Source organism: Mangrovibacter phragmitis, assembly GCF_001655675.1.
In the GTDB taxonomy this organism is placed as follows: Bacteria; Pseudomonadota; Gammaproteobacteria; order Enterobacterales; family Enterobacteriaceae; genus Mangrovibacter; species Mangrovibacter phragmitis.
On record NZ_LYRP01000022.1, the window covers coordinates 258,659 to 271,940 of the forward strand.

14 protein-coding genes are annotated in these 13,282 nt (G+C 51.3%); 7 read left to right on the forward strand and 7 right to left on the reverse strand.

The features are described 5' to 3' along the window. Positions 1-4 precede the first annotated feature (4 nt). Together A9B99_RS14340 and A9B99_RS14345 are read right to left on the reverse strand one after the other, a co-directional pair. Positions 5-751, reverse strand: coding sequence for an ATP-binding cassette domain-containing protein (locus tag A9B99_RS14340; RefSeq protein ID WP_197499282.1), 747 nt, complete (start codon positions 749-751; stop codon positions 5-7). Positions 752-1,102: 351 nt separating this feature from the next. Next, positions 1,103-2,122 (reverse strand): LacI family DNA-binding transcriptional regulator, encoded by a 1,020-nt coding sequence (locus A9B99_RS14345; RefSeq protein WP_064598574.1) that lies wholly within the window; start codon positions 2,120-2,122, stop codon positions 1,103-1,105. A 306-nt stretch (positions 2,123-2,428) separates the two neighbouring features. Between A9B99_RS14345 and A9B99_RS14350 the strand changes: the two genes are divergently transcribed. Further along, complete coding sequence (locus A9B99_RS14350) at positions 2,429-3,373, forward strand: ABC transporter substrate-binding protein (protein ID WP_064598576.1); 945 nt, start codon at positions 2,429-2,431, stop codon at positions 3,371-3,373. Positions 3,374-3,386: 13 nt separating this feature from the next. Here A9B99_RS14350 and A9B99_RS14355 read toward each other — a convergent pair whose 3' ends face one another. Beyond that, positions 3,387-4,256 (reverse strand): PfkB family carbohydrate kinase, encoded by an 870-nt coding sequence (locus A9B99_RS14355; RefSeq protein WP_064598577.1) that lies wholly within the window; start codon positions 4,254-4,256, stop codon positions 3,387-3,389. A gap of 27 nt (positions 4,257-4,283) precedes the next feature. Between A9B99_RS14355 and A9B99_RS14360 the strand changes: the two genes are divergently transcribed. The 5 genes from A9B99_RS14360 (at position 4,284) to A9B99_RS14380 (ending at position 8,598) form a co-directional block, all read left to right on the forward strand. Next, entirely contained in the window at positions 4,284-5,126 is an 843-nt protein-coding gene (locus A9B99_RS14360) for a BtpA/SgcQ family protein (RefSeq protein WP_064598578.1), read from the forward strand. Next, the gene (locus A9B99_RS14365) at positions 5,126-5,767 is read left to right on the forward strand and encodes a TenA family protein (protein WP_064598579.1); all 642 of its coding nucleotides are present in this window, start codon (positions 5,126-5,128) and stop codon (positions 5,765-5,767) included. Before A9B99_RS14360 ends, A9B99_RS14365 begins: the two co-directional genes overlap by 1 nt. A gap of 513 nt (positions 5,768-6,280) precedes the next feature. Beyond that, the gene (locus A9B99_RS14370; RefSeq protein ID WP_064598581.1) at positions 6,281-7,093 is read left to right on the forward strand and encodes a GNAT family N-acetyltransferase; all 813 of its coding nucleotides are present in this window, start codon (positions 6,281-6,283) and stop codon (positions 7,091-7,093) included. Further along, a complete protein-coding gene (locus A9B99_RS14375) occupies positions 7,074-7,331 on the forward strand; it encodes a hypothetical protein (RefSeq protein ID WP_064598583.1) in 258 nt (85 codons plus the stop codon). Before A9B99_RS14370 ends, A9B99_RS14375 begins: the two co-directional genes overlap by 20 nt. Positions 7,332-7,461: 130 nt before the next feature. Continuing rightward, a complete protein-coding gene (locus A9B99_RS14380) occupies positions 7,462-8,598 on the forward strand; it encodes an ABC transporter substrate-binding protein (protein ID WP_082917880.1) in 1,137 nt (378 codons plus the stop codon). Between the two features lie 79 nt (positions 8,599-8,677). Here A9B99_RS14380 and A9B99_RS23885 read toward each other — a convergent pair whose 3' ends face one another. Then, positions 8,678-8,842, reverse strand: coding sequence for a hypothetical protein (locus A9B99_RS23885; protein ID WP_156519065.1), 165 nt, complete (start codon positions 8,840-8,842; stop codon positions 8,678-8,680). 429 nt (positions 8,843-9,271) lie between these two features. On the opposite strand from A9B99_RS23885, the gene proP reads away from it, so the two are divergent. Further along, positions 9,272-10,774, forward strand: coding sequence for a glycine betaine/L-proline transporter ProP (gene proP / locus A9B99_RS14385; protein ID WP_156519072.1), 1,503 nt, complete (start codon positions 9,272-9,274; stop codon positions 10,772-10,774). A gap of 51 nt (positions 10,775-10,825) precedes the next feature. Here the strand turns inward: proP and A9B99_RS14390 are convergent, their stop codons facing one another. From A9B99_RS14390 to A9B99_RS14400, 3 genes are all read right to left on the reverse strand, one after another. After that, the gene (locus tag A9B99_RS14390; protein WP_064598587.1) at positions 10,826-11,248 is read right to left on the reverse strand and encodes a DoxX family protein; all 423 of its coding nucleotides are present in this window, start codon (positions 11,246-11,248) and stop codon (positions 10,826-10,828) included. Between the two features lie 202 nt (positions 11,249-11,450). Continuing rightward, positions 11,451-12,344, reverse strand: a complete 894-nt coding sequence (locus tag A9B99_RS14395) for a proline iminopeptidase-family hydrolase (RefSeq protein WP_064598589.1) — start codon at positions 12,342-12,344, stop codon at positions 11,451-11,453. 84 nt (positions 12,345-12,428) lie between these two features. Beyond that, positions 12,429-13,181 carry a helix-turn-helix transcriptional regulator gene (locus tag A9B99_RS14400; RefSeq protein ID WP_064598591.1) on the reverse strand — a complete coding sequence of 251 codons (753 nt, stop codon included), beginning with the start codon at positions 13,179-13,181 and terminating at the stop codon, positions 12,429-12,431. Between the last annotated feature and the right edge of the window lie 101 nt (positions 13,182-13,282).

Sequence of the window (13,282 nt, forward strand, 5' to 3'; positions counted from 1 at the left end):
CCCCTCAATGAGCCTGAGCGGAGTGGGCGGTGAATTTCTCGCCAACAATCAGGTTGACGATATCGCTCAGGCTGGTTTCGGCAACGCGACGGTCGGCAACGTTGGTGCCCTCGTACATCACCATGATGCGATCACAGACCAGGAACAGATCCTGTAAGCGGTGAGTTATCAGGATCACGCTGACACCACGGGCACTGACACGTTTGATCAACTCCAGCACGGCCTCCACTTCGGCAACGGCCAGGGCGGCAGTGGGCTCATCCATAATGAGCACTTTAGGGTTGAACGCCGCTGCACGGGCAATGGCGATGGCCTGGCGCTGCCCACCGGACAGGTTACGCACCATTAGCCGGGTATCCGGAATAGAAATTCCCAGTCCCCTGAGCATCTCCTGGGCTTCTTTGTGCATGCGCTGCTCATCCAGGAAAGGAATACCCAACACCTGTTTCATTGGTTCGCGGCCCATAAACAGGTTGCCGGCAACATCAACGGTGTCGCACAGTGATAAGTCCTGGTAAACCATTTCTATTTGGCAACGCCGGGCATCCGCCGGGGTCTGGAAACTGTGTTCTTCACCATCAATGCGAATTGCCCCACTGGTGGGGACTACAGCCCCCGACAGGATTTTGGTGAGTGTGGATTTGCCCGCACCATTATCGCCGACCAGCCCGAGAACTTCACCGGGGGCCAGGCGCAGGTTTACGCCACGTAATGAACGTATAGAGCCGTAAGTTTTGGTGATATTCATCATCTCGACTCTTGCCGGGACTGCCTGTTGTTGCATGCCATTACTCCCAATGTCGTGTGACGGTAGATGACGTTGCGTATTCGGATGGTCGCCACACCGGTCCACTTCTTGTAAACCGGTTTACTTAATGGTGACGACCATCCGTCAGGTTTGCTGTGTTCGTTACTTGTTCGCCGCATTTACCCAAGCAGTAACCATGCCAGGTTAAAAAATGCCCACTTGATATTTTTATAACCTATTGAATTTAAATTATTAGAATTGATATTTTTTAGTAAACCGGTTTACTAAGCAGCGGATGGGAGTGATGTCTTAACAGGGCGTGTTGCGCTAAAACTGAGCAGGCATTGCACACAATTAGCGCAGCCCGGGGGGCGGCATGATGGAATCACGGGCAACCCATTCAACCGGGAAACGGGTATGCTCGGGCACGGTTTCGCCGTTAAGTAGACGCAACATCAGTTGCACCGCCGTGCGCCCCATTTGGTGAGCAGGCTGGCGGATAGTGGAAATGCGTGGTTGGGTGAAATTAGCGTAACTGGCATCATCGAACCCTACCAGTGACAGGGCCTCAGGAGCCTGAAGCTGGCGTGCCCGTAAGCCATCAAGAATGCCTAATACCAGGTAATCACTGGCCGCGAAAATCGCCGTGGGGCATTGTGCACCACGGAATAACTGATCCAGCGCTTTGCTACCATATTCACGCTGGTATTCGCCATACAGCACCCATTCCGGTGGGCATGACAGGCCCGCAGCTGCCAGTGCTTCACAAAAACCCAGGTAGCGTTCGCGTACACTCATCAGGGCATCCGGCCCACCAACAAACGCGATGTGGCGGTGCCCGGCGCGGATTAACTGCTCTGTTGCGAGGCGCCCACCTTGTTGATTGTCGGCGAACACTTTCGGAACCTGGCTGCCCGGGATGTCTTCATCGAGCAAAATTATCCGCTGGTGGTGCTGCACCTCGCGGCGCAGCAGGCCGTCATCCGGGCGGTTGGTGGTAAACAACAGGCCATCGACCTGGCAGGTATCCAGCCAGCGAATAAACTGCCGTTCTTTTTCAGGGTTATTCCGTGTGACACACAGCACCAGGCTGTAACCTTGTGCAGAGGCGGCTTCTTCGGCGGCATCGGCCAGTTCAGCAAAGAAAGGGTTGGTGATATCCGGCAGCACCAGACCGAGTGTTTCACTGCCACCTTTGCTCAGGCGGCGTGCCAGGCTGTTGCGCTGGTAATCCAGCTTACGAATGGCTGCCTCAATCCGCGCTGCCGTTTCCTGAGGCAACACCAGATTATGGTTGAGGTAGCGTGAGACAGTGGCTTTCGACAGCCCTGCCAGGTTTGCAACGTCTGAAAGAACAACCCGTTTTTTGGTCATGATCGCCGTTATCGTATTGAGTGTTCATATCAGTAACACAGATAGCGCTCAGGAATATAGCGTTTTGTCACCTTTTCCGGGCGATGAAAATTAGCACTTGACAAGAGATGCTAAAGCGCGAATTTTAATAACCTGTTCCCGACGTTGCCTTTGCTGTGTTTTCTTTGGTTAAGGAACACCTGAGAAAACAAGTTTCGTTTCTCTCGCAGGCCCATTTTTGGCGTCTGTGTTCTTTATTTGTCCCGCCAAAATACACCTTGTTACTTTGTAAACAAGTTCATAATTTTTCTGACGAGGGCATGACCAATGTTATTCAACACCAGCAAAAAAAATGTTATTTCTGGCGCACTGATACTTTCTGCACTCTTGTTCGGTAAAGCAATGGCGGCAACGCCGGGCTATGCATTGGTGCAAATTAACCAGCAGGCGCTATTTTTCAACCTGATGAATAAAGGCGCACAAGAAGAAGCAAAATCTACCGGGAAAAATTTAGTTATCTTTAATGCTAACGACAACCCTGTATCGCAAAATGATGCCATTGAAAACTATATTGAACAGGGTGTTAAAGGCATTATGGTTGATGCCATTGATGTGAATGGCATCATGCCCGCTATTAAAGAAGCCGCGGCGAAAAATATTCCTGTCATTGCTATTGATGCGGTATTGCCTGCCGGGCCTCAGGCTGCTCAGGTTGGGGTGAATAATGAAGAAGGTGGCAAAATTTTAGGCAAATTCTTTGTTGATTACATTAATAAAAACGCCGCTGGCAAGGCTCGCGTTGGTATTGTCGGCGCACTTAACTCCGCGATTCAGAACCAGCGCCAGAAAGGGTTTGAAGAAACACTGAAAGGCCATAAAGGCATCAGTGTGGCGGATGTAGTCGATGGCCGAAATATCCAGGATGACGCCATGACCGCGGCTGAAAACCTGATAACCGGTAACCCGGATTTGACGGCTATTTATGCCACTGGAGAACCCGCATTGCTGGGGGCGATTGCCGCAGTGGAAAACCAGGGAAAACAGAGCCAAATCAAGGTGTTTGGCTGGGATCTCACCGCCCGTGCCATTAGTGGTATTGATGCCGGTTACGTGACTGCTGTATTGCAACAGGACCCGGAAAAAATGGGCCAGGAAGCGGTGAAAGCGCTGAATGCGATTAACAGCGGTAAGACTGTCAGTAAGAACATCCTTGTTCCGGCAACTGTGGTGACAAAAGCGAACGTTGATACGTTCCGCCCACTGTTTAAATAACCCACTGGCAGCGCTACCCGGCTTGTGCCAGTAGCGCCGCCAGTGTCGCCCTGCTCGGGAAAGCCTGGCGTGTTCCTGCGCGGCTGATGGTGATAGCCGCCGCCTGGCTTGCATGATGCAGGGCAAGGGCATCTGGCCGGGTGTTGCGCAGCAGTGCAGAGGCCAGCATCACCGCCAAAAATGTATCGCCAGCACCAGTGGTATCGGCCACGGTGGCAGCCACCGAAGGAACATGCTCTGTGTGGCCGTGGGCGTGTAACCGGGAGCCCTGGCTACCCAGCGTTTCCACCACCAGGGTGTGAGCGGTGTCGGGCTGCAGTAAACGGGATTCATGCTCGTTGACGACGGCGATGTCCACCAGGGGCCACAACTGGCGAAAATCCTCCTGGACAGGCGAAGGGTTAAAAACAGTCAGCATCTGCTTGCGCCGGGCGCAGGTAAATAATTCCCGGGTTTTTTCCGGTGTGAAATTACCTTGTTGCACCAGTACATCACCCGGGCGAGCTGTTTCCAGTAATGCAGTAATGGTTGCTGTTTCCAGTGCACTGGCGGCATCGCAACTGGTAATAATTGCGTTGTCGTCATCATTGGTAGTGAAAATAATTGAGGTGTCGGTGTGAACAGGTAATGGTGTTTCTGGAAATAACTGTAATGTTTCGGCCTGAAGTTGTTGGTAAATCCATTCTCCGTAGTGGTCATTTCCCCTTGCGGCAATTAACGTTACAGGTAATCCACAGCGGGATAAAACAATGGCCTGGTTTGCACCTTTGCCGCCAGTATCGGCCATTATTTTTTTTCCGTGCAACGATTCACCTTTATGCGGTAAGGCAGAGCATTGCCAGGTTTCATCGACAGTAATATTCCCGGCAACATAGATATGCATAGCCGATTCCTTTTTTAGAGGGTTAACATGGGTTCTATATCAGCAACAAAAACGAGCGCAATTCAAGATATTTTTTCACGAGATAAAGCAGTGATTGGTGTTATTCATTGTGAAGCCTTTCCTGGTGCGCCAAAATATAATGGCAAAGCTTTTAGTGGTATTGTTGAGCGTGCACTGCGTGACGCTGAAAATTATATTGAAGGTGGTGTTCATGGTTTGATTGTGGAAAACCATGGCGATATTCCTTTTTCCAAACCCGAAGATATTGGCCCGGAAACAGCGGCATTTATGGCAGTGATTACCGATAATATCCGCCAACGTTTTTCTGTTCCCCTGGGGATTAATGTGCTGGCTAATGCTGCTATTCCGGCTCTGGCGACGGCGCTGGCGTGCGGGGCCGATTTTGTACGGGTTAACCAGTGGGCTAATGCCTATATTGCCAATGAAGGTTTTGTGGAAGGGGCCGCGGCAAAAGCTCTGCGCTACCGTAACCAACTTCAGGCGAACCACATTCGTGTTTTTGCCGACAGCCACGTTAAACATGGCAGCCATGCCATTGTGGCAGACCGCTCCGTTGCTGAGCTAACCCGCGATGTTGAGTTTTTTGAAGCCGATGCAGTGATTGCCACCGGGCAACGTACTGGTGACAGCGCCACATTGAGTGAAATTGACGATATTCGCAGTGCCACGTCGCTGCCTTTGTTGGTGGGCTCAGGTGTGACGCCGGACAACGTGGCGACCATTTTAGGCCGTACACAGGGCGTGATTGTTGCCAGTGCGCTGAAAGAAGGTGGCGTCTGGTGGAACCCGGTAGAACGTGAACGGGTGGTGAAGTTTATGGCAGCGGCACGCCCCGCGCTGGAGGCCTGATGACCGCATTCAGTGACCAACTGCTGGCCGGGCATAGTGATGTATGGAACGAGATGCAGCAACACCCCTTTGTTCAGGCCATAGAGCAGGGAACCTTGCCGGAAACCGCTTTTCACCGCTACCTGGTTTTCGAAGGGGAGTTTGTGTTCAGTGCGGTGGAAATTTTGGCTCAGGGGTTGAGCCATGCGCCGGATGTATCACGCCAGCGCCGGTTAATCCAGGGGCTGAATGGCCTGGTGGATACTCAACTTGGCTGGTTTGAACGCGTAATGGCAAAGCGCGGTGTGGTTGCTGAGCACTGGCAACCCGCGCCTGCCGGGTTTATTCGGTTTCGTGATGGCATGCTACAGGCCGCCCGTACTGGCGGGTACGCCGATATCATGGTTCTGATGTTTGGCGCCGAGTGGATGTATTACCACTGGTGCGCGCGTGCTGCTTCACGGGCACAGTACGATGAAGACCTGCACGACTGGTTATCTATGCATGCGGATGATGCTTTTTACCAGCAGGCGTGCTGGTTAAAACAGGAAGTGGACCAGTGCGGTTTAACGCTTTCCGGGCAGGAAAAGCAGCGGCTCAGCCAGTTATATGGGGATGTGCTGGCGTGGGAAATTGATTTTCACCAGGCGATGCTGGGTTAAAAATAATACCCTGCCACGGGGAATTGACTCCGTGGCAGGGTGTTTGTAACTGGCTGGTTAAAGCCTGAGGCAAAAAGAGATCTAATGACTCGCCCGGGCACAGGCTGGTTTGTGAATATTCTCCATAAACATCTGTGGCGGGTTATGCAGTTGCCGGGTCAGCAGAAGATTTCCCGCATTGGCCACATCCGACAGCCAGCCCCAGTGTTTTTTCAGGTATGGAGCTCATCCGCCACCTCATCCGCCTCGTGTCTGGGGGCTTTTGGTATAGTGGAGAGCCTTCCAGCCGGCTTGCGGTCTGCCGTGAAGCACCCAGGGGAGGCATAAGTTTTTTACCCATATGGTCAGTAACTACAGGCGAACAAGCGCAATCGGGTACGGCCAGGTAGACTAAGTAAAAAATGAGAAATCCTGCGCAAAATGACAATGGAGGCAGATGAAAGATGACCGGCTTTAACTTATGCTCATCTCTGTTCCATTCAACAGAACTATTCCATTCAAGGGAACTGAACTATGCAACCGGAATTCAGCCTTGCGAGTACCTGGAGCAGTACACAACTTTGTGATTTGCTGAATGCCTGCTTTACTGGCTACACCGTTCCGGTTTCCTTTTCGGAGCCGGTTTTTACGCGCCGTTTCAGTGCTGAAGGTGTTTGTCTTGCGGATTCTGGTGTATGGCTTTCCCGGGGGGAGCCGGTGGCTGTTGGGTTGGTGGCGCGCCGTGGGTGGGGAGCCAGGCTGGCGGCTTTTGCTGTGGCGGAACCCTGGCGTGGTAAAGGGGTTGCAAGGCCTTGCCTGAACAAGTTATTCGGCAGCATTCGGGAACAGGGTGCCCGTACATTATGCCTGGAAGTGCTGGTTAACAATGTTCCGGCAATTCGCCTGTATCAGTCTTTGGGGTTTCAGATTACACAGCGGTTGGTGGGGTTTACTGCTCCTCAGGGCAACGGCCTGTCTGGTGAATCATTGCTGAGTGAAACCTGTGATCCTCGCCAGTTGCTGGCGGCTGTCTGTGCTGAGGGCCTGGCGGACCTTCCCTGGATGCTGGCACCAGAAACACTCTGTGGGCTACCTTGCCAGGCATGGGTTCTCGGCCATTGTACCGCGGTGGTGAGTGAACTGGGCGGTGTACCACAACTGCGTTTTATCTATACGGCACCTGAATTCCGCCGCCAGGGTGAAGCATGTGCCATGTTATCTGCCCTGGCGATGCATTATCCGCACCTTACTTCGGCAGTCTCAGTACCTGAGCATTTTTCTGCGTTGTTTTTGCGTGCCGGGTATCGCCTGTTGCCTGTCATACAGTATGAAATGTCAACCCATTGAGTGTGGCGTGTACCTGGCTGTCAGCATTATTTGCCCGCCTTGCAGGGGGGATATTCCTTTTCTCATTGGCCTGGTTGAAAACGGGGATGGGGAAATGTGCCAGGTAAGGTATGGGATCCGCATGGTTCCGGTAGGTTGTGGTTTTGCTGGCTCAATGAACAATGCAGTGCCGCCATGCCAGTATCCTGAACCTGACTGGTTACCTGAACTGGATATGACTTCAACAATCACTCAATAATCGATGAGATTTTCCTTAAGTTTCTTTGCAGTTATGTATTCATTGTGATAATACTTCTCATTCTGATTTATATTCCCCAGCTAATGGGTTATGGGTGTGAGTACACCTGTTAAGGGATGAGTGACTGAAGATGATTAAACAATGGGCTGGCCGGTTACTGCACAGTTGCTTGATGGCTCTGGTGCTGCTTCCTGCCGCGGCGATTGCCACGCAATATCCACTAACCGTAAAAGATATCGATGGCCGTACAGTTGTACTGAACCACGAACCGCAACATATTATTTTGCAGGACGGGCGCGACCTGATGGCGCTGGCTTTGCTGGACCGGGATAACCCGTTTCACCGGGTCATTGCCTGGAATAACTTGTTAAAGAAACAAGATGAACAAACCTGGGATATTCTGCGTAAGGCCTGGCCGGCAGCGGAAAAAATACCGGATATGGGGTTCTCCGACCAGGGCGAAGTCAATAATGAAACGGTCATTGCCAGTGAGCCAGACCTGATGATTGCGCAGTTGCGGGCAAAACCTGCGCTGGAACAAACCGGTGTGCTTGGGCGCTTAAAAGAGCTGCATATTCCGGTATTGTTTGTTGATTACGAATTGCACCCGGTACAAAACACGCTGCCCAGTATTACGTTGTTAGGCAAAGTTCTGAACCGGGAATCACAGGCAAAAGCCTATACCGATTTCTACCAACAGCGCCTGGCTAAACTCCAGCAGATTGTTGCCGTGCAAAAGAAAAAGCCCGAGGTCTTTATTGAACCTATCGCCGGTATTGGCGGCACATCCGGAGCCTGTTGCTTTACCCATGGGCACAATGGCTGGGGTGGGCTGGTGGAAGCCGCGGGTGGGCGTAACATTGGCTCTTCCTTGTTAACGGGCGCCAGTGGGTACATCAACCCGGAGAAAATTATTGCCATGAAACCGGATTTTTACCTGATGACCGGTTCCAAACGCGGTAATGCGCAGAACCCGTTGATCCCGTTTGGTTACAATACGGACCCGGCGGCCATTAAAACCAAGTTTGATGCTTTACTGGCACGTAATGCAGTCGCTGGTATTCCGGCAGTGCAGGCCGGGCATGTGGCAGGAATTTACCACCACTTCTATAACCACCCGTGGAATATTATTGGCCTGGAGATCCTGGGTAAGATTTTCTACCCTGAAGCGATGAAAGATATCGACCCAACAGCCGATTACCACTATATCGTAACCCACTTTACGCATCTGCCTGATGCACCAATTAACCTGAGTTACCAGCCCTGATAACGTAACCCGCTTCCGGTATGCCGGTAGCGGGTTTGCTCTGTTTATTCCCAACAACGCTTAGTTTTCTGGCGAAAAATCACTGCCAGTAATAAAGCTGATTCTGTCTGTTCAGTACCCACTGGCGCCCGATTTCGTGAGTTGCACGTTGTGCCTGCTCCGGCAACATACCTCTGGCGGAGACCAGCCCTGCAGAAGATTGCAGCCCCGGGCCACCAGGCAGAATGGGTAACCGTCTGCGCAATAATAACCATCAATATTTGGCTTGTCTGGCATTTATTCTATTTCTGATAATCCCGGTTAAATACCCGTCAATTATCTGCCGCCAAAAATGAAGTAATTTTTTTGTCTGGAATGGGTATTTGGGGTGGAATAAAACCCTTATTTTATTCAGGTGTTTGAGACTGCTCCTGGTGAACGTTTGCAAAATCAGATATGTTCAGGTTTTTCATTTTTTTTACATTAAATTCAATTGGTTGTTCTTTTGTTTTTTTAGAGAGTTATTTTGTTTGCTTACTATCTGGGCAAATGTAATGCCCTGAATCTGCTATTCTGTAACCATTCACCTGAACGTGTGATGTAAGGGGAATGCGTGTAATCGCTCCCGGCTACAGGGTTCTGTAAACCTGCCTGTAAGAGGAAAATAGTTAATAAAAAAAAGAGGATACAAATGATACGAGCAAGGAAAAAAATTAAGCCAATCGCCCTGAGCGATGTCACGATTATTGATGATGCTAAATTAAAAAAAGCCATTACCGCAGCGTCTTTAGGAAATGCTATGGAGTGGTTTGATTTTGGTGTTTATGGCTTCGTTGCTTATGCGCTGGGTAAAGTCTTTTTCCCGGATGCCAGCCCTGGGGTGCAGATGATAGCAGCCTTAGCGACATTCTCTGTTCCCTTCTTAATTCGCCCTTTGGGTGGGCTGTTCTTCGGCATGCTGGGTGATAAATATGGTCGCCAGCGAATTCTCTCTATTACGATAGTGATTATGTCGCTCAGTACTTTCGGTATTGGTTTAATTCCGGGTTATGAAACGATTGGGGTTTGGGCTCCAGTGCTGTTGTTAGTGTGCAAAATGGCGCAGGGCTTTTCGGTCGGCGGGGAGTACACAGGGGCTTCCATTTTCGTGGCTGAATATTCGCCGGACCGGCGGCGTGGTTTTATGGGGAGCTGGCTGGATTTTGGGTCGATCGCCGGGTTTGTTTTGGGGGCTGGCCTGGTTGTACTGATTTCCGCCATTGTTGGTCAGGATCATTTTATGGCCTGGGGATGGCGTCTGCCTTTTTTCCTGGCGTTGCCGCTTGGGATTATTGGGCTCTATCTGAGAAATGCCCTGGAGGAAACCCCGGCCTTTCAGCAACATGTCGATAAGCTTGAACAGGGCGACCGCCAGGGGTTACAGGAAGGGCCGAAGATTTCATTTAAAGAAATCGCCACACAGCACTGGCGCAGCCTGCTGGCGTGTATTGGGTTAGTCATTGCAACTAATGTCACCTATTACATGCTGCTGACCTATATGCCGAGCTATTTGTCCCACAACCTGCATTATTCGGAAGACCATGGTGTGCTGATTATTATCGCCATCATGATTGGGATGCTGTTTGTGCAACCTGTTATGGGGCTGCTCAGCGACCGCTTTGGTCGTCGTCCGTTTGTGATTTGTGGCAGTATTGCCTTATTAGTACTGGCGATTCCTGCGTTTAAATTGATTAACAGCGATGTGATTGGGTTAATTTTTGCCGGGTTGCTGATTCTGGCTGTGATACTGAATGCGTTTACCGGGGTAATGGCCTCTTCACTCCCGGCGATGTTCCCCACGCATATTCGTTACAGTGCGCTTGCCAGTGCTTTCAATATCTCCATATTAATCGCGGGGCTGACTCCCACACTTGCTGCCTGGCTGGTGGAAACCTCCGGTAACCTGATGATGCCAGCATGGTATCTGATGGTGATAGCCGTGATTGGGTTGATTACCGGGTTGACGATGAAAGAAACCGCGAATTTACCGTTAAAAGGCGCAACGCCTGCGGCATCGGACATTCAGGAAGCCAAAGAGATCCTCAAAGAGCACCACGATAACATTGAGCAGAAAATTGAGGAAATTGATGCAGAAATTGCTGAACTCCAGGCTAAACGAACCAAACTGGTTCAGCAACACCCGCATATCAACGAATAACCAGGTGTGATTACCCGCCACCGCCAGTTTGCCCGGCGGTGGCGCACCCGATTAACGCAATGCCGGGTTGCTCACCAGGCTGAACCGGCCACACCCCAGTAACGCAATGGTAATACCGCCAAAAAAGAATAACGCAATCTCTTCAAGCCCCCATGCACCCACTTTGGTAGTGGTGAAAATCAGCCCCGGGTCTGTACTCAACCAGGCGAATAACATGGTAAAGCACATCACCAGCGCCGCCGGGCGAACCAGCAGGCCGATTATCAACAGAACGGGTGCCACCACTTCTCCCAGGTACACGCCCCAGGCAACAAAGCCTGGCATACCGTGGCTTTCCACAATGTTGATAATTGGCCCAATGCCGTCTATCACTTTGTGGATACCGTGAAACAACATCATACAACCGATAGCCAGGCGTAACAGGAGCTTGCCAGTATCGGGTTTGTCCAATAATACATTGAGTTGCCTGAGCATGATGCCCTCCCTCCAGTGTCCTGGTAAGTATGCTAAATAATTAGTGTATTAATTATGAGTCGCATTTTAATTCTGCAGGAGAACTGCTCGAAAAAAACTGCGCTAAATCAACCTGAATGCAGGGAAAGCCAGGCAGATTTTGGCAGGTAGCGGTTTCATCCTGTTCAATGAAACCGCAAGGGAGTGGTGTTGGCGCTAAAAATTATAAATTGGCGGTTAAAAAGTTACTGACGGTTTTCATACACTGCTCGCGTTCTTCAACATGAGGCATGTGGCTTGAATCTTCAAAAATAACCCACTGCGCACCGGCAATATTGTCGGCAAAGGGCTGTACCACCTCGGGGGCGGCTTCGTCGTAACGGCCTGAAATCAATAAGGTGGGAACGTTAATGGCGCTTAACCGGTCGATAATCGTCCAGTCTTTCATGGTGCCAATAACATGAAATTCTGTCGGTCCGTTCATTGCGTGGTAAACCGTAGGGTCTTCATCCATAGCGTCAAAAGTACGGCGCACTTCCACCGGCCAGGGGTCGAGTCGGCAAACATGGCGCTGGTAAAATACCTGGCTGGCGGTTTTATAGGCTTCGCTGTTCAGTGTGCCTGCGGTTTCATGCTCCAGCAGGGTAGCCTGAACCTCTGGTGGTAATTCAGAACGTAGTCTGGCCGCCGCCGACAACCAGAGTGCCATAGATGCCGGGGAATTGGCGATGACCAGTGCTTTCAGTCCGGCAGGCTGGCGTACTGCGTGCTCGGCTGCCAGCATCCCTCCCCAGGATTGCCCCAGAAGCGCATAGTCCTGTTCAATACCTAAATGCTTAAGCAGGTTATCCAGTTCTTCCAGAAAGAGTGCCGGGTTCCAGAAATCTGTGGGCATGTCGGGCAAGTGTGTGGAGTTACCATTACCGAGTTGATCATAGTGAATAACAGGCCGTCCGGTGCGGGCGATATCACGAAAAGCATCAACATAGTCGTGGGTACAACCCGGGCCACCATGGGCGACCACCAGAGGCGTGCGCCCCGTATGGAGACTGCCGCAAATACGAAACCAGGTCTGGTATTCCCGAAACGGAGCATAGCCCTCTTGGATGGTATACATGGCTGCTGTTTACCCTGTGATGTGAATGTTTGCTCAGGGTAGAACGCAGCCGCATGCAGTGAATACTAGTAAAAATGCTAGTTCTTAACTGTCCAGTAAACGGTAGTGCAATGCGCGTACCACCGCCTGAACCCGGTTACTGGCTCCCAGTTTCTTCGCCGCGGTGTTCAGGTGCAATGTTACGGTGGCTACTGAGCGGTGTAACTTGCGGGCAATTTCTTTGGCTGTCAGCCCTTCTGCGGACCAGGTAAGACATTCGCGCTCGCGGTTGCTGAGTTTGACATGGCGACAGGTCAGCATTGATGCATCGAATAGCGGGAATGCGCTTTCCTGGAAACGGTGGGCGATAAAGGTCAGTTGCGCCAGGTTGTCAATGACATCCCGTTCCTGATGGGGTGCGGTCAGGATACCGGTCAGGGTGACAAAACCACCCTGAGGCAAGTGGAGCGGTACAGTTGCGCCGCATGGCATATCGTGGTCACGCATGTAATGAGTCACCGGTTTATGCTGGTCGTTAAGCCGCCCGCGCAGAGAGGTGTAATCCGGGCGTTGATAAGACCACACAAAAGGCGCGCAGCTTTCCAGTGCGCAGTGTTGTACCGGGTCAACCTGGTAATAGCCCTGATCGCACCAGCGCTGGCGCATATCGTCCGGTACGTTGTGCATCCGTAACAATGACGGCGTGATCAATTCCCCTTCCAGTGAACGGGGGACGGGTGTGTAGTCATAAATAACCGCGTCAAAGCCCAGCGTCTGTGTCTGGTCAAAAAGCGCAGCGAACGCATTATCCAGTCCATTGGGAAATGATGAACCAGGGTGCTGAATAGCGGGTTGCATGTTCCCCTCCATTTTCTGTCTGTGCCGTGAACGGCATGGTTTGTGCAAAACCTTTTCAGTCTGTAACGCTTTATATGCAAATACAGTGCCATTAATTGACT